Genomic DNA, 22,979 nt, shown 5'->3' with positions numbered 1-22,979 from the left:
AGCTGATTCGGTTGGCGGTCGCGCCCGCCGCGCGGCGGGCGCCGATCCGATCATGCGCGCGCGGGCCGCGCTGCACCAGCGGTGCCGCGCGCGCATTCTTGCGCTGGATCAAAAGAAGCCGAGAGCGTTGGGGCTGTAGCTGACCAGCAGGTTCTTGGTCTGCTGGTAGTGGTCGAGCATCATGCGGTGGTTCTCGCGCCCGATGCCGGACTGCTTGTAGCCGCCGAAGGCCGCGTGTGCCGGATACGCGTGGTAGCAGTTGGTCCACACGCGCCCGGCCTGGATGCCGCGGCCCATGCGGAACGCGCGCGCGCCGTCGCGGCTCCACACGCCGGCGCCGAGGCCGTAGAGCGTGTCGTTGGCGATCTCCAGCGCCTCGTCCTCGTCCTTGAAGGTGGTCACCGCGACCACCGGGCCGAAGATTTCCTCCTGGAAGATGCGCATCTTGTTGTGGCCGGCGAAGACCGTGGGCTTGACGTAGTAGCCGGTGGACAGGTCGCCGCCCAGCGCGTTGCGCTCGCCGCCGATCAGGCATTGCGCGCCTTCCTGCTTGCCCAGGTCGAGGTAGGAGAGGATCTTCTCCAGCTGCTCCTGCGACGCCTGCGCGCCGATCATGGTGCTCTTGTCGAGCGGGTGGCCCTGCTTGATCGCCGCCACGCGCTTGAGCGCGCGCTCCATGAAGCGCTCGTAGATGGATTCCTGGACCAGCGCGCGCGACGGGCAGGTGCAGACTTCGCCCTGGTTCAGCGCGAACATGGCGAAGCCTTCGAGCGCCTTGTCGAAGAAAGCGTCGTCGGCGGCCATCACGTCTTCGAAGAAGATGTTGGGCGACTTGCCGCCCAGCTCCAGCGTCACCGGGATGATGTTCTGCGAGGCGTACTGCATGATGAGCCGCCCGGTGGTGGTCTCGCCGGTGAAGGCGATCTTGTTGATGCGCGGGCTGGACGCCAGCGGCTTGCCCGCTTCCAGGCCGAAGCCGTTGACCACGTTGAGCACGCCCGGCGGCAGCAGGTCGCCGATCAGTTCCATCAGCACCAGGATCGAGGCCGGGGTCTGCTCGGCCGGCTTGAGCACCACGCAGTTGCCGGCGGCCAGCGCCGGCGCCAGCTTCCAGGTGGCCATCAGCAGCGGGAAGTTCCACGGGATGATCTGGCCGACCACGCCGAGCGGCTCGTGGAAGTGATAGGCCACGGTGTCGTGGTCGATCTCGGAGATGCCGCCTTCCTGCGCGCGGATGCAGCCGGCGAAGTAGCGGAAGTGGTCCACCGCCAGCGGCAGGTCGGCCGCGGTCGTTTCGCGGATGGGCTTGCCGTTGTCGATGGTCTCGGCCACCGCCAGCGTGACGAGGTTGGCCTCGATGCGGTCGGCGATGCGGTTCAGGATGTTGGCGCGCTCGGTGGTGGAGGTGCGGCCCCACGCGGTCTTGGCGCGGTGGGCGGCGTCGAGCGCGGCGTCGATGTCCTTCTGGTTGGAGCGCGGCACGCGCGTAAACGGCTTGCCGGTGACGGGCGTGATCGCCTCGAAGTACTGGCCGTCGGCCGGGGCCACCCAGGCGCCGCCGATATAGTTCTCGTACTGGTCCTTGTAGGGGTTCGCAACGCCCAGCTGGGCGATTTCCGCCATGTCCATGTCTCGCTCCGTTCTTTGATGTGGTCCGCTGTCGGGCGACAGCCGCCGTGCGGCGATGCCGCGCGCACGCCGCCTTATCCGCAAGAGGCATGCCCGCGGCGGGCGGCGGCGTGGCAGGGGCGTGGCAGGGGCGTGGCGGCGCCACGCGGCGCGCAGATGCGGGCGCCCGCCGGGCGACGCGGCGCGCGCGGGTGTGTCAATCTGGAACAGCGCGTGCGCCAGCGTGACACGCCGGTGTCACAGGCGCGGGTTAGCTGCCGCTGGCGTGGATCAGGAACTCGCGCAGCGCGTCGGCCGGCTTGTCGAGCGCGCGGCCGGGCTGCCACAGCAGGCCCACTTCCATGTCCGGCACGCCGTCGGCGATCGGCCGCGCCTCGATCTGGCGGCCTTCGAGCGACCACGGCCGGTACACCATGTCGGACAGCACGGTCACGCCGAAGCCATGCGCCACCAGCCCGCGCAGCGCCTCCATCGAACTGGTGCGGAACGCGACCGATGGCGCCAGCCGCTTGCTGCGCCAGTAGCGCAGGGTGGCGCGCTCGCTCTCGTCCACGGTGATCTGGATGTACGGATGGGCCGCGATGTCCTTGAGCGTGAGGCGCGGCAGCGCCAGCAGCGGATGCGAAGGCGAGGCCCACAACTGCCGCCGCGAGCGGATCAGCGTGTGATGGGCGAAGCGCTGCAGCTTCTCGATATTGGACAGCAGGCAGATGCCCAGCTCGATCTCGCCGTTCAGCACGCCCTGCTCGATGCCGGGGCGGTCCATGTCGTGCAGGTCGAAGTCGATGTCCGGGTAGTTGCTGCGAAAGCGTGCCAGCAGTCCCGGCAGCAGGTAGCCCAGCACGGTGTACGACGCCGCCAGCCGCACCGTGCCGGCGAGGTTGTGCGCCTGGAAGCGCGGCTCGCGCAGGGTGTCCTGCACCGCGTCGAGGATGTCGCGCGCGCGCTGATGCAGGCGATGGCCTTCGGCGGTGAGCGCCACGCCGTGCGGCAGGCGGTCGAACAGGCGCACGCCGAGCTGCTGCTCCAGCATCAGCACGGCGTTGGTGATGGCCGACTGCGACACGTGCTGGGCGGTGGCCGCCATCGAGAACTGCCCGGTCTCGGCCGCCGCGGCGAAGTAGCGGAACTGCCGCAGCGTGATTTCCTTGGCAAGGCGCGGCGCGCCGTCCTGTCTGCTGCTGCGTTCCTTCGGCATGGCTGCGCTCCCGATGGGTCACAGGGTTAACGCGTATTATCTGTCTCGCGCATACCTGTTCTCTGATTTTTTGATTTTACGATAACGGGCCGCCTTCCTACACTCAGCGCAGCCCCCACAGAGCGCAGAACGGAGACCGCATCGATGAATGCCCCCCTATCCCCCGCCCAGCAAGCCGAACTGGCGTCCCTGGAAACGGTTTCGCTGGACGACAAATACACGCTGGAGAAGGGCCGGGTCTACCTGAGCGGCACCCAGGCGCTGGTGCGCCTGCCCATGCTGCAGAAGGCGCGCGACCGCGCCGCCGGCCTGAATACCGCCGGCTTCATCTCCGGCTACCGCGGCTCGCCGCTGGGCGGCGTGGACCAGGCGCTGTGGAAGGCCAAGGCGCACCTGGCCGCCAGCGACGTGGTGTTCCAGCCCGGCGTCAACGAAGACCTCGCCGCCACCGCGGTGTGGGGCTCGCAGCAGGTCAACCTGTTTCCCGGCGCCACCCGCGACGGCGTGTTCGCCATGTGGTACGGCAAGGGCCCGGGCGTGGACCGCTCCATCGACGTGCTCAAGCACGCCAACTCGGCCGGCTCGGCCAGGCACGGCGGCGTGCTGCTGCTGGCCGGCGACGACCACGCCGCCAAGTCCTCCACCGTGGCGCACCAGTCCGAGCACGTGCTGATGGCCGCGGGCATCCCGGTGCTGTACCCGTCGGACGTGCAGGAATACCTCGACTACGGCCTGCACGGCTGGGCCATGAGCCGCTATTCCGGCCTGTGGGTGTCGATGAAGTGCGTGACCGACGTGGTGGAGTCCAGCGCCTCGGTGGAGATCGATCCCGAGCGCGTGCGGATCAAGCTGCCGGAAGACGTCGCCATGCCGCCGGACGGCCTCAACATCCGCTGGCCCGACCCGCCGCTGGTGCAGGAAGCACGCCTGCTGGACCACAAGTGGTACGCGGCGCTGGCCTACGTGCGCGCCAACAAGCTCAACCGCGTGGTGCTCGATTCGCCCGACGCGCGCTTCGGCATCATGACCGCCGGCAAGGCCTACCTCGACGTGCGCCAGGCGCTCGCCGACCTGGGCCTGGACGACGACACCTGCCGCCGCGTCGGCATCCGCGTGTTCAAGGTGGGCTGCGTGTGGCCGCTCGACGCGCAGGGCGCGCGCGAGTTCGCCACCGGCTTGGAAGAGATCCTGGTGGTGGAGGAGAAGCGCCAGATCCTCGAATACGCGCTCAAGGAAGAACTCTACAACTGGCGCGACGACGTGCGCCCCAAGATCTACGGCAAGTTCGACGAGCGCGGCAACCACGGCGGCGAATGGTCGTTGCCGCGCGGCGACTGGCTGCTGCCGGCGCACTATGAACTGTCGCCGGCGCTGATCGCCAAGGCCATCGCCACCCGCCTGGAAAAGCGCGACCTGCCGGCCGACGTGCGCGCGCGCATCGCCGCGCGCGTGGCGCTGATCGAGGCCAAGGAGCGCGAGGCCGCGCGCCCGCACATCGCGGTCGAGCGCAAGCCGTGGTTCTGCTCGGGCTGCCCGCACAACACCTCGACGCGCGTGCCGGAAGGCTCGCGCGCGATGGCCGGCATCGGCTGCCACTACATGACGCTGTGGATGGACCGCAATACCGACACCTTCAGCCAGATGGGCGGCGAGGGCGTGGCGTGGACCGGCCAGATGCACTTCACCGGCGAGAAGCACGTGTTCGTCAACCTCGGCGACGGCACCTACTTCCACTCCGGTCTGCTGGCCGTGCGCGCGTCGATCGCGGCCAGGGCCAACATCACCTACAAGATCCTGTTCAACGACGCCGTGGCCATGACCGGCGGCCAGCCGGTCGACGGCGTGCTGACGGTGCCGCAGATCGCCCACCAGGTGCTGGCCGAAGGCGCCAGCAGGATCGTGGTCGTGACCGACGAGCCGGAAAAATACGGCGACGGCGCCATGCTGCCCGCCGGCGTGACCGTGCATCACCGCGACCGGCTCGACGAGATCCAGTTGCAGTTGCGCGATACCGCCGGCGTCACCGTGCTGATCTACGACCAGACCTGCGCCACCGAGAAGCGCCGCCGCCGCAAGCGCGGCACCTATCCCGACCCGGCGAAGCGCGCCTTCATCAACGACGCGGTGTGCGAAGGCTGCGGCGACTGCTCGGTCAAGTCCAACTGCCTGTCGGTGGAGCCGCTGGAGACGGAGTTCGGCACCAAGCGGCAGATCAACCAGTCGTCGTGCAACAAGGACTTCTCCTGCGTCAACGGCTTCTGCCCGAGCTTCGTCACCGCCGAAGGCGCGCAGCTCAGGAAGCCGGCCGCCGCGGCCGGCAAGGGTGCCGATGTCGATTTTTCGGCGCTGCCGCTGCCGGTGCTGCCGGCGCTCGAGCGCGCCTACGGCGTGCTGGTCACGGGCGTGGGCGGCACCGGCGTGGTCACGATCGGCGGCCTGCTCGGCATGGCCGCGCACCTGGAGAACAAGGGCGTGACCGTGCTCGACATGGCCGGCCTCGCGCAGAAGGGCGGCGCCGTGATCAGCCACGTGCAGATCGCGCCGACGCCGGCCGCGCTGCACGCCACCCGCATCGCGATGGGCGAGGCACGGCTGGTGATCGGCTGCGACGCCATCGTCTCGGCCTCGGCCGAGGTCCTGTCCAAGACCCGGCCCGGCGTGACGGCCGCCGCCATCAACAGCGCCAACACGCCCACGGCGGAGTTCATCCACAACCCCAGGTGGCAATTCCCGGGCGCCTCGGCCGAGCAGGACCTGCGCGCCAGCGTCGGCGACGCCTGCGCGTTCATCGACGCCAACGCCTGGGCCGTGACGCTGCTGGCCGACTCGATCTACTCCAACCCGCTGCTGCTCGGCTTTGCGTGGCAGAAAGGCTGGATTCCGCTGCGCCGCGAAAGCCTGGCGCGCGCGATCGTGCTCAACGGCGTGTCGGTAGAAAAGAACCAGCTTGCGTTCGACTGGGGCCGCTACCTCGCCCATCACGGCGAAGCCGCATTGGGCGCGCTGCTCAGGCCGGCGGCGCGCGCGCAGGTGGTGTCAATGCCGGAAACGCTCGACGGCGTGATCCGCCAGCGCGAAACGATGCTCACCGCCTACCAGAACGCCGCCTATGCCGCGCGCTACAGCGCCGTGGTGGCGCGCGTGCGCGGCGCGGAGAAAGCGCTCGGCGCCGGCGGCCGCCTGCCGCTGACCGAGGCGGTGGCGCGCAACCTCGCCAAGTTGATGGCCTACAAGGACGAATACGAGGTCGCGCGCCTGTACGCCGACCCGGCCTTCCTCGACAAGCTGCGCGCCCGGTTCGAAGGCGAGCCGGGCCGCGACTACCAGCTCGGCTTCCACCTCGCGCCGCCGCTGCTGGCCAGGCGCGATGCCAGGGGCCATCTGGTCAAGCGCCGCTTTGGCCCGGCCACGCTCGGCGTGTTCCGCCTGCTGGCGCGCGCCCGCGGCCTGCGCGGCACCGTGTTCGACGTGTTCGGCAAGACCGCCGAGCGCCGCGCCGAGCGCAGGCTGATCGAGGACTACATCGGGATGGTGGACGAGTTCTGCGCCACGCTCGACGCCGCGCGGCTCGATACGGCCGTGGCGCTGGCCGGCCTGCCGGACGACATCCGCGGCTTCGGGCACGTCAAGGAAGCCAGCATGGAGAAGGCGGCGGTGCTGCGCGGGCAGTTGCTGGCGCGGTATCGGGAGGGTGGGGCGCGGGTGGCGGCTTGAGTTTTTTTTGAACCGTTGGCTTCGCTTGAGGTGGCGCCTAGCTAAACCGCCCCTCTCCCCGGCCCTCTCCCCGTGAGGGGAGAGGGAGGACACCTTGCTTGAGCTAGCTCTCGCGGCGTGGGTCCATTCGCGGGCTTCGTCAATCGCTCGGGGTTTGCTCCCCTCTCCCGCCCGCGGGAGAGGGGCCGGGGGAGAGGGCCGGCGCCCGCAAACAGCGCCACCGCTCAAACCACCCCAGCCCGATCACTCACCGCGGCTGCAGCACAATCACCGCCATCCCCGCAATCGCCACCGCCACGCCGGCCAGGTCCCACGGCGTGGGCCGCACGCCGTCGACCAGCCACAGCCACGCGATCGCCACCGCGATATAGACCCCGCCATACGCCGCGTAGACGCGCCCGGACGCATCCGGATGCAGCGTCAGCAGCCACGCGAACAGCGCCAGCGACAGCGCGCCCGGCACCAGCACCCAGGCGCTGGCGTTCTGGCGCAGCCACAGGTAGGGCAGGTAGCAGCCGAGGATTTCCGCGCAGGCGGTGATCAGGTAAAGGCCGAAGATCTTCACGCCGCGGGTTCCTCCGCCTGCGCGGCGGCGGGCGCTTTCCTGGCCCGCCTGCGCGTCTTGCTGCTGCCGAGCTCGCCGCCCTGGTAAGGCACCCGCCCCGACGGCACCACCGCGGAGGCCAGTTCCACGTGGCCTTCCTGGTCGTCGAAGAACATGTGCGCGCCGAAGGCCTGCAGCACCTGGTCCTTGGGCAGGCCGCCGAGGAAGAAGGCTTCGTCGATGCTGACGTTCCAGGCGCGCAGCGTGTGCACCACGCGCGTGTGGGCGGGGCTGTTGCGCGCGGTCACGATGGCGATGCGCACCGGGCTCTCGCCGGGCGGGAAATGCGCCTGGATCTGGGCCAGGCGCAGCAGCAGCTTGGCGAACGGGCCTTCGGCCAGGGCCTTGTGGCGATGGCGCTTTTCGTTCTTGATGAAGGCCTCCAGCCCCTTTTCCTTGTAGATCCGCTCGGACTCGGGCGAGAACAGCACGGCGTCGCCGTCGAAGGCGATGCGGATCTGCCCGGGCGGGGCGCGGTAGGCGGCGGGCGCGTCGTACAACTGCGCCGCGGCCACGCCGCCGTCGATGGCGGCCTGCACGTCGGCGGCTTCGCGCGACAGGAACAGGTCGACCTTGAAGGCCTTGAGGTAGCGCGCGATCGGCGCGCCGCCGGTGAAGGCCGCGCGCGTGATGTCGAGCCGGTGCGTTTCGATGGCGTTGAAAGCGCGCAGCCCGGTGTCGGGCGAATTGCGCGAGATCACCACCACCTCCACCGGGCGCAGGTCCGGGATCAGGCTGTTGAGCCCGAGCAGGGCCTCCACCAGCGGGAAGGCGGTGCCCGGCAGCAGCGGCTGGTCCTCGTTCTCGCGCTGGTAGGCGGCGTAGGCCGCCACGCCCTGGGATTGATAGATGCCGTTCTCGTGCTCGAGGTCGAACAACGCCCGGGACGAGATGCCGATGACGAGTTTGTCGGTGAGATCGTAGGCCATGAGCGCGAGTATAAGGGCATCGAGGCGGGGCACCGAGGCAGCGCATTGCGACAGGGCACCGGGTCCGCGCCGGGTCCGCTGTTTACAAACTTTGACACTTTCCCGCTTGGCCGCGGCACCCCGCGCGGGTATCCTCGCCCGCATTTGCGAATGCGCCGGCCGACGTGCCGGTCAACGTGCCGGTCCGCTGCTGCCATGAATCGTCCCGATCTTCCCCTGCATGCCTTGCGTGGCGTGGCCGTGCTGTCCGCCGCCGCGCTGTGCCTGTCCACCGCGGGCTGCAGCTCCCTGCTCAACGAGGGCACGGCCGCCGGCGCGGGCATTGCCGGCGCCGCGGTGGCCGGCGCGGTGACCGACAACGCCGCTGTCGCCACCGGCATCGGCCTGGGCGTGCAGGCCGGCGCGAAGGCGGCCCTGCAATACAGCCAGCGGCGCGTGCATGCCGCCGCGCAGGACCGCATCGCCCAGGCCGCCGGCGGCCTCGCGGTGGACGCGGTGGCCGACTGGAAGACCGACCACGCGGTGCCGCTGGAGCCGGCCGAGCATGGCCGCGTCACCGTCAGCCGCGAGATCGGCGGCAAGTCGCTGCCGTGCAAGGAGATCCTGTTCTCGGTGGACGAGGACGGCAAGCCGAGCGCCTTCTATATCGCGGCGATCTGCCGCGACGGCCAGAACTGGAAGTGGGCCACCGCCGAGCCGGCCACCGAGCGCTGGGGCTCGCTGCAATGAGCGGCCGCCGGCGGCCGCGCATCCTGGTCTCCGCGCCGGCCTCCGCCCTGGCCGCGCTGCTGGCCGCGGCGCTGGCCAGCGGCTGCGCCTCGGTGGGCGACCTGACTGGCGCGGTGGCCGGCGTGGCCACCGGCGCCATCACCGGCAACCCGGCCATCGGTGCCAGCGTGGGCATCGGCGTGGCCGCGGCGGCGGATGCCGGCGCCAAGTACGTGTTCCGCAACTGGCAGCGCGCCGAGCAGGACAGCATCGCCGCCACCATCGGCGCCATGCCGGTGGACGAGCAGCAGCGCTGGGAAATCCGCCATGCCATTCCCTACGGCAACCAGCACGGCTGGGTGCGCGTGGTGCGCGTCATCCGCACGCCGCTGGCCGAGTGCCGCGAGGCGCTGTTCTCGGTGGACGACGACGGCAAGCGGCAGCGCAGCTGGTTCCTGACCACGGCCTGCAGGCAGCCCGGCGGCTGGAAGTGGGCGGCGGCCGAGCCGGCGGTGCCGCGCTGGGGCAACCTGCAATAGCCGGTCGCCACCGGCCGGTGGCCGGCGCCGCGCTGGCCTGACGCGCGCGCGCCGCGGCACGTCGTTCCGGCATTTCTCCGCTTCACGGCACAGACACGCCGCCGCCGCGCCACTTCGCGGCACGTTCCGCTGCGCGCGGCCCGCCGGCTGCCCGAATTCGGCAGCTTCTGCGGCACCCCTCTCCCTACAATGAATTCCTGCCCGCGCGGCCCCCGGACCTTGCCGGAAAGGCGGTCCGCGCCCCGGGGCGACGCGGCGCCATCGATGCCGCCGCCCGCCACGCAACCCCACGGAGACAGCCATGCACGCGCAGCACCAAGCCGCCGCCGGCGACCTTGCCCACGGCGAGGACACCGATCACGAAGAAACCCGCGAATGGCTCGATGCGCTGGCCGGCGTGGTGCGCGCCGGCGGCGCGCCGCGCGCGCGTTTCCTGCTCGAGCGGCTGGCCGAGCATGCCAGCCATCTCGGCCTGGGCCACCGCGCGCATCCGTACTCCGCCTACCAGAACACCATCGGCGTGGCCGAGCAGCCGCGCTATCCCGGCGACCTCGACATGGAGCAGCGCCTGACCTCGATCATCCGCTGGAACGCGCTGGCGATGGTGGTGCGCGCCAACAAGGCCTACGGCGAGCTCGGCGGGCACCTGTCCAGCTATGCCTCGGCGGCGGAAATCTTCGAAGTGGGCTTCAACCATTTCTTCCGCGCCGACGAGGGCGGGCGCAAGGGCGACCTGGTCTACTTCCAGCCGCACTCGGCGCCGGGTGTCTACGCGCGCGCCTTCCTCGAAGGCCGGCTGTCCGAGAGCCAGCTCGCCAACTACCGGCAGGAGGTGGCCGGCGGCGGCCTGTGCTCCTATCCCCATCCGTGGCTGATGCCGGATTTCTGGCAGTTCCCGACCGGCTCGATGGGCATCGGCCCCATCAGCGCGATCTACCAGGCGCGCTTCCTGCGCTATCTCGCGCATCGCGGCATCGCCGAGACCGCCGGGCGCCGCGTGTGGGGCGTGTTCGGCGACGGCGAGATGGACGAGCCCGAATCGCTGGCCGCGCTGTCGCTGGCCGCGCGCGAGCAGCTCGACAACCTGACCTTCGTCGTCAACTGCAACCTGCAGCGGCTGGACGGCCCGGTGCGCGGCAACGGCCAGGTCATCAACGAGCTGGAGGCGCTGTTCGCCGGCGCCGGCTGGAACGTGGTCAAGGTGGTGTGGGGCTCGGAGTGGGACACGCTGTTCGCGCGCGACACCAGCCACGCGCTGCTGCGCCGCTTCGCCGCGATGGTCGATGGCGAGTACCAGAACCTCGGCGCCAGGGACGGCGACTACAACCTCGCCAACTTCTTCAACCGCGACCCCGAGCTCAAGGCGCTGGCCGCCGGCATGAGCAGCGCCGACATCGACGCGCTGCGCCGCGGCGGCCACGACTTCCGCAAGCTCCACGCGGCCTTCCGCGCCGCGCAGGAGCATACGGGCGCGCCCACCGTGATCCTGGCCAAGACCAAGAAGGGCTTCGGCATGGGCGAGGCTGGCGAATCGCGCATGACCGCGCACCAGCAGAAGAAGCTCGACGTGGACGCGCTGCGCGCCTTCCGCGACCGCTTCAAGCTGCCGCTGGACGATGCCGCGGTGGAGGCGCTGCGCTTCTACAAGCCCGCCGAGGACAGCGCCGAGATGGCCTACCTGCATGCGCGCCGCCGCGCGCTGGGCGGCTACCTGCCGGCGCGCAGCCGCCACGCCGACGCGCTGCGCATGCCGGACCTGATGCAGTACGCGCGCTTCGCGCTGGAGCCGGACGCGCGCGCGGTCTCCACCACCACCGCGGTGGTGCGGCTGTTCACCAACCTCATCAAGGACCGCGAAGTCGGCCCGCGCGTGGTGCCCATCGTGGCCGACGAGGCGCGCACCTTCGGCATGGCCAACCTGTTCCGCCAGATCGGCATCTACTCGCCGGCCGGCCAGCTCTACGAGCCGGAGGACGCCGGCTCGATGCTGTACTACAAGGAAAGCCGGCAAGGCCAGCTGCTCGAGGAAGGCATCACCGAGGCCGGCGCGCTGGCGTCCTGGACCGCGGCGGCCACCTCGTACAGCGTGAATGGCGTGGCCATGCTGCCGTTCTACATCTACTACTCGATGTTCGGCTTCCAGCGCGTGGGCGACCTGATCTGGGCCGCGGCCGACCAGCGCGCCCGCGGCTTCCTGATCGGCGCCACCGCCGGGCGCACCACGCTGGCCGGCGAAGGCCTGCAGCACCAGGACGGCACCAGCCAGCTGATTGCCTCCACCGTGCCGAACTGCCGCGCCTACGACCCCGCCTTCGCCAGCGAGGCCGCCGTCATCATCGACCACGGCGCGCGCCGCATGCTCGAAGACCAGCACGACGAGTTCTACTACCTCACCGTCAACAACGAGAACTACGCGCAGGCGCCGCTGCCGGCCGATGCGCGCGAAGGCGTCATCAAGGGCATGTACCGCTTCGGCACGCGCGGCCCGGGCGAGGGCGCCGCCGCGGTCAGGCTGCTCGGCGCCGGCGCCATCCTGCGCGAGGTCATCGCGGCGGCGGAACTGCTGGCCGAAGACTGGGGCATCCGGTCCGAGATCTGGAGCGTGACCAGCTTCTCCGAACTGGCGCGCGACGCGCGCGAGTGCGAGCGCGGCGGCCTGTTCGCGGCCGGCGGCGAGGCCCGCAGCTACGTGCAGCGCTGCCTGCCCGGCACCACGCCGGTGGTGGCCGCGACCGACTACGTGCGGGCCTGCGCGCAACTGATCGCCTCCTATGTGCAGGCGCCGTTCACCGCGCTGGGCACCGACGGCTTCGGGCGCAGCGACACGCGCGACGCGCTGCGCGGCTTCTTCGAGGTCGACCGGCATCACGTGGCGCTCGCCGCGCTGCGCGCGGTGTCGCCGGCCCTGCATGCGCAGGCGCTGGCGCGCTACGGCGCGGGCGGCGGCCAGGACGCGCCCTGGCTGCGCTAGGCCAGGCCACGTGCCTGGCCCGCTCAGTCCGCGCCGGCCTCGGCGCGGAAATGCTCGATCGACTGCCCGGCGTTGACGGCGCGCTGCAGCCAGTGCGGCATCGCGCCGTGGCCGTCCCAGGTCTGGCCGTCGGCATTGCGGTAGTGCTTCTGTTCTCTCTTTGGCGGCGGCTTGGTGGTCCGGATCGTGGTCCGGATCGGGGCCGGGATCGCGGCCGGAAAGCAGCCGGCAGCGGCCAGCGCATCGATGGTCAGGCCATATGCGGCCATGCGCTCGCGCACCCAGATGATGGCCGAGAGGCGTTCGATTTCGACGGACATGCGGGGGACCGGGAGTTGGACGACGACAACGTGGCGATGCGGCTCAACTGCCGCGCTGGTCGGCCGCGCCGGCCTGTTCCGGCTGCGGCCTGACGGCGGCCGGCTCGCTGGCGGCGTCGCTCTGCAGGACCCGTCGCTGGGCGCGCTGCTCGGCCCGCTTGGCCGCGCGGCCCTTTTCGATGACGGCGAAGTCCGGGCCGGCCAGTGCCGCGAGCGAGCATGCGAGTGCCGCCAGGCCGGCGGCCATCAAGGTCAGATTTTTCACGAGCGTTGCCTGTTCGGTGTGATTGCGGTCGGGTTGCGGAGCAACGCCGTGCGCCGGCGGCGCAACGGGGCGCGCATGCCGTCGCGAGGAAAAAAACGGGGAGCGGGCCCTGGGCCGCTCCCCGCGGCTGGAGATAGCTCAGCCGTCAGAAGTGTGGCCGCACTGGAGCAAAGGAGAAGCACGCGGCCACAGAGCCACCTGTCTACCCGGATATCCATCCGGCGCGGGCCGGCGCCGGTGCCGGGCGCCGCCGGCAAACGGGCCTGCCGTCGTTCGCGCCGCCGGCAAGGGCGGCGTGGCCCGAGGCATGGGCCGCGGCGGCGCGGAACGCTGTGGCGGGCGCCACGGCTGCCAGGGCGATACCTCGGGTCTTCATGATGCGTCATCTCCAGGGGCGGCGGCGTGGCGGCGTCCGGTCCGACCGGCTCTTGGGCCTGTCTTGAACCTGACGAATCACGCTGGAACGACGGCAGTGTATGCCTGCGCGATGAATTCGAATAACGATATAAAACTATGTGTACCAGTCGTTTTTTTCATGGGGAAAAAACGCCATGCGCGACGCGGGATGACGGACATTTACGTCCCTGCAGCGGCATGTTCCTTGCCGGCGAGCCGCTGCCACACCACGGCGGTGCGGTACGCCAGGCCCGGCAAGAGAAGGAACCCATCCGATGAAAACACACGTCCGATTCTGCGTCGCCACAGTCCTGACGGCATTGAGCGCCGGCCCCGCCGCCGCGTGGGCGCAGGACCAGCCGCAGCAGGCGGCGGCCGAGGCCGGCCAGCAGCCCGCGCAGGAAGCGCAGGAAGCGCCGGCGCCGGCACTGCAGCCGGCGATCGCGAGCACGTTGAGCGCGGCCCCCGTGCGCATCGACGCGGGCGCGCTCGGGCCGCTCTACGTGGGCGGCGTGCTGAGCGGGCTCGGGCTGGCGCAGAGCCACGCCGTGCCGGCGGACCGCAGCCGGCAGTTCGACCTCGGCAACGCCCAGGTCTTCGTCAACAAGGCCGATGGCCTGCTGCAGTTCTTCGTCCAGGCCGGCTACTACTCGACGCCGGTGCTCGGCGTACCGTACCTGCGCACCTCGGATGCCACGCCGGCCTTGTTCAGCCCGCTGGCCCAGGGCTATCTCAAGATCGCCCCCACCGACACGCTGTCGGTGATGGTCGGTAAGCTGCCCACGCTGATCGGGGCGGAGAGCACCTTCTCGTTCCAGAACATGAACATCCAGCGCGGCCTGCTGTGGAACCAGGAGAACGCGGTGAACCGCGGCATCCAGGTCAACTACGCCGCCGGCCCGCTGACGCTTTCCGCATCGGTGAACGACGGCTTCTACTCGAAGCGCTATAGCTGGATCTCGGGGCTGGCCAGCTACGCACTGGACAGCAGCAGCACCATCACGTTCAGCGCCGGCGCCAACACCGGCCACACCGACGTATCGACGACCGCGACGCCGCTGTACCAGAACAACCAGCAGATCTACAACCTGATCTACACGCGCACCCGCGGCGCATGGACCTTCCAGCCCTATCTGCAGTACACGCGCGTGCCCAGGCTGCCCGAGTACGGCACCAGCGAGGCGGCCTCGACCTACGGCGGCGCGCTGCTGATGAGCTACGACTTCGGCGCCGACGCCACGCCCGCCGGGCTGCGGCTGCCGGGGTTCAAGCTGCCGGTGCGGCTGGAGTACATCGCCTCGACCGGCACCGCGGCGGGCGGCGCGCCCAATCTCCTGTACGGCGCGGGCAGCGAGGCGTGGTCGGTCACGCTGACCCCGACGTACCAGTACAAGCGCTTCTTCGTGCGTACCGAGTTCGCCTACGTGGGCGCGCGCCGGACCGCGCCGGGCGCGGCCTTCGGCACCGACGGCAACCGCCGCGCGCAGGTGCGCGGCCTGTGCGAGATCGGCGTGCTGCTCTAGTCCGCCTCGGGGACGTTGCCGGAGGTCGGCGCCATGCGCGCGGGCCGCCCCGCTTCCGCGCCGAAGTATCGCTTGAGCGCCAGCAGCCTTGCCTCGAACAGATGCCACGTGGCAAGGCTGATCAGCATGCACGCCAGCAGGGAAACCAGCACGAAGCACAGGTAGCCGGCCGAGAACACGCTGCCCTCGTCCGGCAGCAGTTGCAGCCGCGAGCGGAACAGCCAAGCCACGGCATACAGCACCGGCGGGTGGAACACGTAGAGCGAATAGCTGTATTTCCCGAACGTGGTCAGCACGCGGTGGCCGAGGAACCGGTTCAGCCGCGCATCGGGCGGCAGCAGCAGCGTGGCCGCGATCAGCAGCGCGGCGCTGGCGCCGATGATGCTGAAGCCCAGCGTCTGCAGCGCCAGCCCGTTGCGCCGCAGCCCGCCGTCGAGCACGTCGACCAGCGCCGCGCCAGCGAATGCCAGCACCGCGAGCGCGCCCAGCACCTGCCGCGCGCTGGGCAGCGGCGCCCGGCAGCGCGCATACGACGCCACCAGCGCGCCCCACAGGAGCGGGTCGACGTGGGTGAGCGTGGACACGTAGATTGCCATCTGGTCCCAGCCGCGCGCGATCAGGGCCAGCCTGAGCAGCGGCGACGCCGCGCACAGGGCCAGCGACAGCAGCGCCACGCGCCGGGCCGGGCACAGGAACACCACCAGCGGCCAGGCCAGGTAGAACTGCTCCTCGATGGCGAGCGACCACAGTTGCGTCACCGGCACCGGCGAGCCCTGCGGCAGCCTGGCGAAATACCAGTTCTGCAGATAGCTCCAGAACCACGCCTGCGCGCGATGGAGGTCCGCATAGGCCTGCCCGGGCTGGTAGATGTCGGCCAGGAATGGCCGCAGGACCAGAAAGAACAGAACCAGGAAGAAGTAGTACAGCGGGAAGATCCGCAGCGTGCGCCTGGCGTAGAAATTGACGAAGTAGCGCGGCGCGCCTTTCGCGTCGAGCAGGATGCCGGTGATCAGGAAGCCGGACAGCGCGAAGAAGACGTCCACGCCGATCCAGCCCGACACCAGCAGCTTGAGCGCGAGATGGCCGATGGTTCCGCTGTCGCCGAGCGCGGCCGGCACCACCGAGTGGTGGAAGAAGACCAGCAGGATGGCGATGCCGCGTATGCCGTCGAGCGGGCGCAGGTGGCCGCGCGCGAGGCGGCTTGCGGGCGCTGCCCGCGGGCCCGCGGTCGTGGCGCCGTTGCGCCGTGCGCCGCGCGGCTGTGAACGGGGATACTCGCTGCGCATTGACGCCCCATCCAGGTTTCCCGTATCGGCACGAGTGTACCGGCGTCCCCTAGGCATCGTCCGCCAAGTTCAACGCACGGCGCGCCGCGCCGCGTGGGCGGCACGGCGCGCCGTGCGCAAGGCGTCATGCGCCGATGCGTGGCATCGGGCCGGCCGCGCGCGGCGGCCGGGCAGCTTCGCGCGTGAGCGGGCTCAGCTCTTGGAGCCGTCCGCGCCGGCCTGCGGCGCGGCCGTGCTACGGGCGGGCGCGGCCTGCTGGCCGATGGTGTCCCGCGCCGGCACGGCAGCCACTTCGTGCTTGTAGACCACGCCGCGCGGCGTCACCGACGCCTGGGTGGTGGTGGCGGTGGTGGCCACGGGCTGGCTGACGGCGGCATGCTGCTGGGCGCGCTTGGCCTCGCGGGCCTTCTCGATGACGGCGAAATCCGGGCCGGCGAGGGCCGACAGCGAGCAGGAGAGTGCCATCAGGCCGGCACCGGCGAGAGCGATCTTTTTCATGATGTGTTTGTCCGGGGTAGTCGAGCCGCTGCGCGGCGCGCCGCATGCGGTGGAGGGGGCGGGCGGGCTCGTAAAAGTCAGGGGGCGACGGGTCTGCCGCCCCCTGCGGCTAGTGAATCATCAGCCGGGAAAGAAGCGGCCGCGCGCGAGCAGGGAGGGAGGTGCGCGGTCACTGGGTTCTGCATGATGGTTCGTCTTCACGGACGAGCACGGCGGCACCGGATGGTTCCGGGCCTGCATGCCGCGCCCGATGGAAAGCAGTGTAGGCCCGGGCCGGTAATTCCAGAAGCGATTTAAAACTATGAGATGAAGTCGTTTTTTTCATGGGTGCCGGCGGGCGGGCGCGCGATCCGGCTGGCCACAGGACGTGGCGCGGATGCCGCCGCTCAGGCGCCCAGCACTTCCTCGCACACCGCGAACCACGCGCGCGCCGCGTGGGACAGGTAGCGCCCCGGCGACCAGATGTGCGCCAGCGTCCAGTCCATCGCCGGCTCGGACAGGCGCGCCACGGCGAGCTTGTCGTCGAGCTGGAGCCGCGCCAGCAGCGGCTGCGGCAGGAAGGTGGTGCCCAGGCCCGCGGCCGCCATCGAGGCGAGGAAGTCCCAGTGCCCGCTCTGCGCCACGATGCGCGGCTCGAAGCGGGCCTCCATGAAGGCCACGCGCAGCTTGCGCGTGAGCGAGAATTCGTCGGTCAGCAGCAGCAGCGGCTCGTCGCGCAGCGCCGCGAGGCTGACGGTCTTGTTCTTGGCCCAGCTGGCCTTGCGCGGCCCCGCCACCCAGACCGGGTACTTGGCGAACTCGCGCGTGGCCAGCGCCAGCCCGCTGTCGCCGGGCAGCACGGTCGCGCCCACTTCCAGCTCGCCGCTGGCCACCTGCTGCTCCACCATGTGGCCGCCGTGCTCGGCCATGCTCAGCTCCAGGTTGGGGTAGCGCTGGCGGAAGGCGCTCACGGCGGGCGTGAAGAACAGGTTGGCCATCGGCGGTATGCCCACCGTGAGCTGCCCGCGCCCCAGCGACGACAGGTCGGCCACTTCCAGCGTGAGCCGGTGCACCACGCCGAGCGCCTCCTGTCCGCGCTCGTAGACCACGCGCCCCACGTCGGTCAGCCGCACCTGCTTGCCCTCGCGGATCAGCAGCGGCTGGCCGACTTCATCCTCCAGCTGGCGCACCATCTTGCTGATGGTGGACTGGGTGACGTATAGAGAGGTCGCGGCCTGGGTAAAGCTCTGCAGGCGCACGGTCTCGACGTAGTAGCGCAGGGCACGGATATCGATGGGCACGGGGGGCGTCCTGTTACCGGAGGGTGGGGGCTGGGGTTCGCATGAAAAAAGCGAATATGAAGGGTAATTTTAAATCATGTTCGGAATGACCGCCAGTTGGCTACACTTGCATCCCACTGCAGTTACTACAGGTTTGCGTCCCCATGGCATGGCCGAGCGCACGGCAATGGCTCTTTTCGCTCAAAGCGTTTGCCGCTTCGATGCTCGCGCTCTATATCGCGCTGGCGCTGGGTCTGCCCCGCCCTTACTGGGCGATGGCGACCGTCTATTTCGTCTCCCACCCGCTGACCGGGGCCACGCGCTCGAAGGCCGCGTACCGGGTGGCGGGCACGCTGCTTGGCGCCACCGGCGCGGTGGCGACCGTGCCGCCGCTGGTCAACGAGCCGGTGCTGCTGATGGCGGCCATCGCGCTGTGGACCGGCGCCTTGCTCTATTTCTCGCTGCTGCAGCGCACGCCGCGCAGCTATGTGTTCCTGCTGGCCGCCTACACGCTGCCGATCGTGGCGCTGCCCGCGGTCAGCGAGCCGGCCCAGGTCTTTCCCATCGCGGTGGCGCGCATCGAGGAGATCGTGGTCGGCATCGTGTGCGCCGGGATGGTCGGCTCGATCGTGTTCCCGGCCAAGGTGGCGCCCGCGCTGCGCGCGCGCTCGGCCACCTGGCTGGCCGACGCGGCGCTGTGGGCCTCGGACATGCTCTCGCCCGAGCCCGACGCCAACGTCGCGCGCCATGACAGCCGGCACCGGCTGGCCGCCGACATCCTCGCGCTCGACCAGCTGATCGCGCAGCTTTCCTACGACACCGAAAGCACCGACACCCTGCGCCATGCGCGCGCGCTGCGCGAGCGCATGACCATGCTGCTGCCGGTGCTGTCCTCGCTGGGCGGGCTGCTGCATGCCCTGCGCTGTCATGCGCAGGGCATGCCGGAACAACTGGCGCGCCACATGGCGGACATGCGCGCGTGGATCGACGGCGGCTTCACCGGCCCGTCGCCGGTGCTCGAGCCGGCCGCCGCGCCGTGGCGCGCCTACGGCAAGGCGCCCGGCTGGCATGCCGGGCTGGTGGCCACCGCCAACGACCACCTGCGCACGCTCGCGGCGCTGTGCGAAGACTGTCAGGCGCTGCAACGCTGCATCGGCGACCAGGCCGGCAACGGCGCCGCGCCCGCGCCCGCGCTGCGCTACCGCGCCGGCGCGGCCGGCCGCGCGCACCACCACGACCACGGCATGCTGCTGTACTACGCCTGCTCGACCAGCCTCGCGGTGTTCTGCGCGGGCCTGCTGTGGATCGCCTCGGGCTGGGAGGACGGCGCCGGCGCCGTGGTGGTGGCCACCATCGCCAGTTGCTTCTTCGCCACCGTGGAGGAGCCGCGGCCGGTGGCGCGCGCGTTCATGCGCTGGAGCGTGGTGTGCTTCCTGGTGTCGTGCTTCTACCTGTTCCTGGTGGTGCCGCAGGCCCACAACTTCGAGACGCTGGTGGGCATGCTGGCGGTGCCGTACATGGGCATCGGCCTGCTGATCTCGCGTCCGGGCTTCAACCTGATCGCCATGCTGCTGTCGGTCAACACGGCCTCGTTCGGCAATTTCCAGAGCCTCTACGACGCCAACTTCCTCGGCACCTTCAACACCAGCCTGGCCAGCGTGGGCGGCATGCTGTTCGCGCCGCTGTGGTTCATGGCCACGCGCCCGTTCGGCGCGCGCGTGGCGGTGCACCGGCTGATCCGCGCAAGCTGGAAGGACCTGGCGCAGGCCGCTACGCGCGGCGAGGCGCCGCAGCAGGGCAAGCTCGGCGCGCGCATGCTGGACCGCCTCGGCCAGCTGGTGCCGCGCCTGGCGGCCAGCGACGACAAGCTGTCCTCGGATGGCTTCGCCGAACTGCAGGTCGGCTTCGGCGCGCTGGCGCTGCAACGCAACCTGGGCGCGCTGCGCCCGCCCGCGCGGCGCGCGGTCACGCGCGTGCTCAACGGCGCCGCCGGGCACTACCGCGCGCGCCTGAAGGCCGGCCACGCGATGGCGCCGCCCGAGGCGCTGTCCGCGCGCATCGACAAGGCCATGCACGAAGTGGCCGCGCAGGCCGACGACACCGCCGGCCACGCGGTGCGCGACACGCTGGCCGCGCTGTTCGTGCTGCAGGTCACGCTTTACCACGCGCAGCCGCATCCGGCCGCGGCCGCGCCGCTGCCTCACATTCCCGCGCCGGCGCCGGCCGCCGCGCGCGCGCAGACCGCATGCTGAACGCCGAGCTCGACCTGTACGGCGTGTTCGTGCCCATGCTGCTGGCGCTGATGCTGCTCGCCTTCGCCATGACCGCCAGCCTGCGCGCGCTGCTGGCGCGCCTGGGCTTCTACCGGCTGGTCTGGCACCGTTCCCTGTTCAATCTCGCCCTCTACCTGATCGTGCTCGGTGGCGTGGTCGCCCTGGCCCGCTCGCTGCAATCATGAAATTCAAGATCCGTTTGCTGGTTCCCGTGGTCCTGACCCTGCTGGCCGCGGTGGCGGCGCTGTTCGTCGTCAGGCATCTGTGGGATTACTACACCGTGGCGCCGTGGACGCGCGACGGCCACGTGCGCGCCGACGTGGTGCAGGTCGCGCCCGACGTGTCGGGCCTGGTCACGCAGGTGCTGGTCAAGGACAACCAGCGCGTGCGGCGCGGCCAGGTGCTGTTCGTGATCGACCAGGACCGCTACCGGCTGGCGCTGCAGCAGGCCCAGGCCAGCGCCGCCGCGCTGCGCGCGACGCTGGCGCAGGCGCGCCGCGAGGCCGCGCGCAACCACGCGCTCAACGAGGTGGTCGCCACCGAGGTGGTGGAAGAAGGGCAGGCCCGCGTGCAGCAGGGCGAAGCCGCGCTGGCGCAGGCCGAGGCCGAGGTCGGCGTGGCGCGCCTGAACCTGGCGCGCACCAGCGTCACCAGCCCGGTGGACGGCATGCTCAACGACCGCCTGCCGCGCCTGGGCGACTACGTCAGCACCGGCCGCCCGGTGCTGTCGATGGTCGACGCGGACTCGTTCCACGTGGAAGGGTACTTCGAGGAAACCAAGCTGCACCGCATCCATATCGGCAGCGCGGTCTCGGTGCGCATCATGGGCGAGCGCACCACGCTGCACGGCCACGTGCAGAGCATCGCCGCCGGCATCGAGGACCGCGACCGCAGCGCCGGCGCCAACCTGCTGCCCAACGTCAACCCGACCTTCAACTGGGTGCGGCTGGCGCAGCGCATCCCGGTGCGCATCGTGCTCGACGCCGTGCCGGCGGACGTGCAGCTGGTGTCGGGCCGCACCGCCACGGTGTCGGTGGCGGAGCCGCGCCAGATGGTGGCCGCGCGGCGCGCCGACGCGTCCGTCGAGGCCATCGATGCCATCGCGGCCAGCGAGGCGGCGCGATGAACCGGCTCGCCCTGGCCGTGCTGCCGGCGCTGGCGCCGCTGCTGTTCGCCTGCACCACGGTCGGCCCCGACTACAAGGTGCCGGAGCACGCGGCGGTGCGCGCGCCCGAGGCCAACGGCCCGCTGCTCGGCACGCAGGACGCGGCCGTCTCGGTGGCGCCGGTGCCGGATGACTGGTGGCGGCTCTACGACGACCCCAAGCTCAACCGGCTCGTGCAGGAAGCGCTCACCGCCAACACCAGCCTGCGCGTGGCCGCCGCCAACCTGCGGCGCGCGGTGGCGGTCTATCACGAGGTGGAAGCCGAGAACCTGCCGCAGGCCGCGTTCTCGGCCAAGGCCGAGCGCGCGCAGGTGGCCGGCGAGAGTTTCCTCATCAAGGAGAAGATTCCCGTCTTCAGCCTTGGCGACTTCGGCTTCTCGGTGTCCTACCTGGTGGACTTCTTCGGCAAGCTCGCGCGCGCCGACGAGGCCGCGCTGGCCAGCGCCGAAGCCAGCCAGGCCGCGCTCGACATGGCGCGCGTGGGCGTGGTGGCGCAGACCGTGCGCGCCTACGTGCAGGGCTGCGCGGCCACGCACGAGCTGGAGGTTGCCGAGCACCAGCTCGCGCTGCAGGAGCGCGGCGCGGAAATCGCCGGCAAGCTGGTCGCCGCCGGCCGCGGCCAGCCCGCCGACCTGCTGCGCGCGCGCTCGCAGGCCGAGACCCTGCGCGCCGCGCTGCCGCGCTTCAAGGCCGAGAAAGAGGGCGCGGCCTACCGGCTGGCGGTGATGCTGGGCAAGCCGCCCGCCGCGCTGGCCGAGGATGCGTTCGCCTGCGAGGAGGAGCCGCGGCTGCGCCAGGCGCTGCCGGTGGGCGACGGCGCCGCGCTGCTCAAGCGCCGGCCCGACGTGCGCCAGGCCGAGCGCGAGCTCGCCGCGGCCACCGCCAGGATCGGCGTGGCCACGGCCGATCTCTATCCGTCGATCCGCCTCGGTGCCTCGGCCGGGCTGAGCGGCCTCATGGGCGATCTCGGCACCGGGCCCACGGCGCGCTGGGGCATCGGCCCGCTGGTCACATGGAACCTGCCCACCAACGGCGTGCGGCCGCGCATCCATGCGATGGAGGCGGGCGCCGACGCCGCGCTGGCGCAGTTCGACGGCGTGGTGCTCAAGGCCTTGCAGGAAACCCAGGGCGCGCTGAGCGAGTACACGCGCGAGCTGGAGCGCAACCAGTCGCTGCGCGTGGCGCGCGACGATGCGCGCGAGGCCGCGCATCAGCATCGCCAGTTGTACCGGGCCGGGCGCACGCCGTACCTGTCCAGCCTCGACGCCGACCGCACGCTGGCCGCGTCGGAGGCGGCGCTGGCCGCGTCGGACAGCCAGGTGGCGCTCGACCAGATCAACCTGTTCCTGGCGCTCGGCGGCGGCTGGCAGAACAGCCCGCAGGTGGCGCGGCGCGATGGCGCCGGCCACGCCGACGGGCACGACTAGCGCCGCGCGCCTTCCTTCCGATTCCCTTGCGCACCCTCTCCCGTTCGCGGGCGAGGGCGCGCGCGCGTCCGTGTCCGGCGCGTGCGCCGATGCGGCGGATTCCCGCGCCCGCGCTGGCCGGCAGGCATGTCGGGCTGTTCCCGGCGCCTCGTTGCCACTGTGAAAATTTCGACTGAAAACCAGAATTTTAATTCATCACAGGAATGCTTCGCGATGGCTACACTGCTGTCTGTGCCGGCGCCCCCAACTGTGCCGGTGCAAGCAAAAAGGCGAAA

At 70.8% G+C, this 22,979-nt stretch carries 18 protein-coding genes; 9 read left to right on the top strand and 9 right to left on the bottom strand.

Going from position 1 to position 22,979, the window contains the following annotated elements; genetic code table 11:
- Positions 1-108: 108 nt before the first annotated feature.
- Complete coding sequence (gene adh / locus AC3WXD_RS13335) at positions 109-1,629, bottom strand: aldehyde dehydrogenase (protein WP_454732793.1); 1,521 nt, start codon at positions 1,627-1,629, stop codon at positions 109-111.
- 250 nt (positions 1,630-1,879) lie between these two features.
- Positions 1,880-2,827, bottom strand: a complete 948-nt coding sequence (locus tag AC3WXD_RS13330) for a LysR family transcriptional regulator (RefSeq protein ID WP_020204051.1) — start codon at positions 2,825-2,827, stop codon at positions 1,880-1,882.
- A 144-nt stretch (positions 2,828-2,971) separates the two neighbouring features.
- Here AC3WXD_RS13330 and AC3WXD_RS13325 point away from each other — a divergent pair, with 144 nt between their 5' ends.
- Positions 2,972-6,541, top strand: a complete 3,570-nt coding sequence (locus AC3WXD_RS13325; RefSeq protein ID WP_492323911.1) for an indolepyruvate ferredoxin oxidoreductase family protein — start codon at positions 2,972-2,974, stop codon at positions 6,539-6,541.
- 247 nt (positions 6,542-6,788) lie between these two features.
- Here the strand turns inward: AC3WXD_RS13325 and AC3WXD_RS13320 are convergent, their stop codons facing one another.
- Together AC3WXD_RS13320 and AC3WXD_RS13315 are read right to left on the bottom strand one after the other, a co-directional pair.
- On the bottom strand, positions 6,789-7,106 hold the full coding sequence (locus AC3WXD_RS13320) for a YnfA family protein (protein ID WP_020206811.1): 318 nt from the start codon (positions 7,104-7,106) through the stop codon (positions 6,789-6,791).
- Positions 7,103-8,074 (bottom strand): 5'-nucleotidase, encoded by a 972-nt coding sequence (locus AC3WXD_RS13315; protein WP_020206812.1) that lies wholly within the window; start codon positions 8,072-8,074, stop codon positions 7,103-7,105. The genes AC3WXD_RS13320 and AC3WXD_RS13315 overlap by 4 nt, the downstream gene beginning before the upstream one ends.
- Before the next feature lie 195 nt (positions 8,075-8,269).
- On the opposite strand from AC3WXD_RS13315, the gene AC3WXD_RS13310 reads away from it, so the two are divergent.
- From AC3WXD_RS13310 to mdeB, 3 genes are all read left to right on the top strand, one after another.
- Positions 8,270-8,803 carry a hypothetical protein gene (locus AC3WXD_RS13310; RefSeq protein ID WP_492323910.1) on the top strand — a complete coding sequence of 178 codons (534 nt, stop codon included), beginning with the start codon at positions 8,270-8,272 and terminating at the stop codon, positions 8,801-8,803.
- Positions 8,800-9,321: a hypothetical protein gene (locus AC3WXD_RS13305; RefSeq protein WP_492323909.1), complete on the top strand. Its 522-nt coding sequence runs from the start codon at positions 8,800-8,802 to the stop codon at positions 9,319-9,321. The genes AC3WXD_RS13310 and AC3WXD_RS13305 overlap by 4 nt, the downstream gene beginning before the upstream one ends.
- A gap of 301 nt (positions 9,322-9,622) precedes the next feature.
- Positions 9,623-12,292, top strand: coding sequence for an alpha-ketoglutarate dehydrogenase (gene mdeB / locus AC3WXD_RS13300; protein ID WP_492323908.1), 2,670 nt, complete (start codon positions 9,623-9,625; stop codon positions 12,290-12,292).
- 23 nt (positions 12,293-12,315) lie between these two features.
- Here mdeB and AC3WXD_RS13295 read toward each other — a convergent pair whose 3' ends face one another.
- Entirely contained in the window at positions 12,316-12,612 is a 297-nt protein-coding gene (locus tag AC3WXD_RS13295; RefSeq protein ID WP_020206817.1) for an H-NS histone family protein, read from the bottom strand.
- A gap of 43 nt (positions 12,613-12,655) precedes the next feature.
- Complete coding sequence (locus AC3WXD_RS13290; RefSeq protein ID WP_029044416.1) at positions 12,656-12,877, bottom strand: hypothetical protein; 222 nt, start codon at positions 12,875-12,877, stop codon at positions 12,656-12,658.
- 671 nt (positions 12,878-13,548) lie between these two features.
- Between AC3WXD_RS13290 and AC3WXD_RS13285 the strand changes: the two genes are divergently transcribed.
- On the top strand, positions 13,549-14,796 hold the full coding sequence (locus AC3WXD_RS13285; RefSeq protein WP_492323907.1) for an outer membrane beta-barrel protein: 1,248 nt from the start codon (positions 13,549-13,551) through the stop codon (positions 14,794-14,796).
- Here the strand turns inward: AC3WXD_RS13285 and AC3WXD_RS13280 are convergent.
- The 3 genes from AC3WXD_RS13280 to AC3WXD_RS13270 all read right to left on the bottom strand — a co-directional run bounded on the left by AC3WXD_RS13280 (position 14,793) and on the right by AC3WXD_RS13270 (position 17,860).
- Positions 14,793-16,082 (bottom strand): acyltransferase family protein, encoded by a 1,290-nt coding sequence (locus tag AC3WXD_RS13280; protein ID WP_492323906.1) that lies wholly within the window; start codon positions 16,080-16,082, stop codon positions 14,793-14,795. The genes AC3WXD_RS13285 and AC3WXD_RS13280 overlap by 4 nt on opposite strands.
- A gap of 192 nt (positions 16,083-16,274) precedes the next feature.
- Positions 16,275-16,580 carry a hypothetical protein gene (locus AC3WXD_RS13275; RefSeq protein ID WP_155887916.1) on the bottom strand — a complete coding sequence of 102 codons (306 nt, stop codon included), beginning with the start codon at positions 16,578-16,580 and terminating at the stop codon, positions 16,275-16,277.
- A 386-nt stretch (positions 16,581-16,966) separates the two neighbouring features.
- Positions 16,967-17,860, bottom strand: a complete 894-nt coding sequence (locus tag AC3WXD_RS13270; RefSeq protein ID WP_020200760.1) for a LysR family transcriptional regulator — start codon at positions 17,858-17,860, stop codon at positions 16,967-16,969.
- Between the two features lie 200 nt (positions 17,861-18,060).
- Here AC3WXD_RS13270 and AC3WXD_RS13265 point away from each other — a divergent pair, with 200 nt between their 5' ends.
- From AC3WXD_RS13265 to AC3WXD_RS13250, 4 genes are read left to right on the top strand one after another with little or no spacing between them, the layout of a single operon-like run.
- Positions 18,061-20,091, top strand: a complete 2,031-nt coding sequence (locus AC3WXD_RS13265) for an FUSC family protein (protein ID WP_492323905.1) — start codon at positions 18,061-18,063, stop codon at positions 20,089-20,091.
- Entirely contained in the window at positions 20,085-20,297 is a 213-nt protein-coding gene (locus tag AC3WXD_RS13260) for a DUF1656 domain-containing protein (RefSeq protein WP_020200758.1), read from the top strand. Before AC3WXD_RS13265 ends, AC3WXD_RS13260 begins: the two co-directional genes overlap by 7 nt.
- Positions 20,294-21,238, top strand: a complete 945-nt coding sequence (locus AC3WXD_RS13255; RefSeq protein ID WP_492323904.1) for an efflux RND transporter periplasmic adaptor subunit — start codon at positions 20,294-20,296, stop codon at positions 21,236-21,238. Before AC3WXD_RS13260 ends, AC3WXD_RS13255 begins: the two co-directional genes overlap by 4 nt.
- A complete protein-coding gene (locus AC3WXD_RS13250) occupies positions 21,235-22,704 on the top strand; it encodes an efflux transporter outer membrane subunit (protein WP_020200756.1) in 1,470 nt (489 codons plus the stop codon). The genes AC3WXD_RS13255 and AC3WXD_RS13250 overlap by 4 nt, the downstream gene beginning before the upstream one ends.
- The last annotated feature ends 275 nt before the right edge of the window (positions 22,705-22,979 follow it).

It is taken from the genome of Cupriavidus sp. FW216-B1, assembly GCF_058789195.1.
This window is presented reverse-complemented; position numbering and strand designations above follow the sequence as displayed.

Excerpts from the sequence above, each read along its gene's own strand:
- AC3WXD_RS13285 (WP_492323907.1), top strand. The coding sequence starts at position 13,549 with ATGAAAACACACGTCCGATTCTGCGTCGCCACAGTCCTGACGGCATTG.
- AC3WXD_RS13305 (WP_492323909.1), top strand. The coding sequence starts at position 8,800 with ATGAGCGGCCGCCGGCGGCCGCGCATCCTGGTCTCCGCGCCGGCCTCC.
- AC3WXD_RS13260 (WP_020200758.1), top strand. The coding sequence starts at position 20,085 with ATGCTGAACGCCGAGCTCGACCTGTACGGCGTGTTCGTGCCCATGCTG.
- mdeB (WP_492323908.1), top strand. The coding sequence starts at position 9,623 with ATGCACGCGCAGCACCAAGCCGCCGCCGGCGACCTTGCCCACGGCGAG.
- AC3WXD_RS13280 (WP_492323906.1), bottom strand. The coding sequence starts at position 16,082 with ATGCGCAGCGAGTATCCCCGTTCACAGCCGCGCGGCGCACGGCGCAAC.
- AC3WXD_RS13325 (WP_492323911.1), top strand. The coding sequence starts at position 2,972 with ATGAATGCCCCCCTATCCCCCGCCCAGCAAGCCGAACTGGCGTCCCTG.
- AC3WXD_RS13315 (WP_020206812.1), bottom strand. The coding sequence starts at position 8,074 with ATGGCCTACGATCTCACCGACAAACTCGTCATCGGCATCTCGTCCCGG.
- adh (WP_454732793.1), bottom strand. The coding sequence starts at position 1,629 with ATGGACATGGCGGAAATCGCCCAGCTGGGCGTTGCGAACCCCTACAAG.
- AC3WXD_RS13275 (WP_155887916.1), bottom strand. The coding sequence starts at position 16,580 with ATGAAAAAGATCGCTCTCGCCGGTGCCGGCCTGATGGCACTCTCCTGC.
- AC3WXD_RS13295 (WP_020206817.1), bottom strand. The coding sequence starts at position 12,612 with ATGTCCGTCGAAATCGAACGCCTCTCGGCCATCATCTGGGTGCGCGAG.
- AC3WXD_RS13265 (WP_492323905.1), top strand. The coding sequence starts at position 18,061 with ATGCTCGCGCTCTATATCGCGCTGGCGCTGGGTCTGCCCCGCCCTTAC.
- AC3WXD_RS13330 (WP_020204051.1), bottom strand. The coding sequence starts at position 2,827 with ATGCCGAAGGAACGCAGCAGCAGACAGGACGGCGCGCCGCGCCTTGCC.
- AC3WXD_RS13310 (WP_492323910.1), top strand. The coding sequence starts at position 8,270 with ATGAATCGTCCCGATCTTCCCCTGCATGCCTTGCGTGGCGTGGCCGTG.
- AC3WXD_RS13250 (WP_020200756.1), top strand. The coding sequence starts at position 21,235 with ATGAACCGGCTCGCCCTGGCCGTGCTGCCGGCGCTGGCGCCGCTGCTG.
- AC3WXD_RS13255 (WP_492323904.1), top strand. The coding sequence starts at position 20,294 with ATGAAATTCAAGATCCGTTTGCTGGTTCCCGTGGTCCTGACCCTGCTG.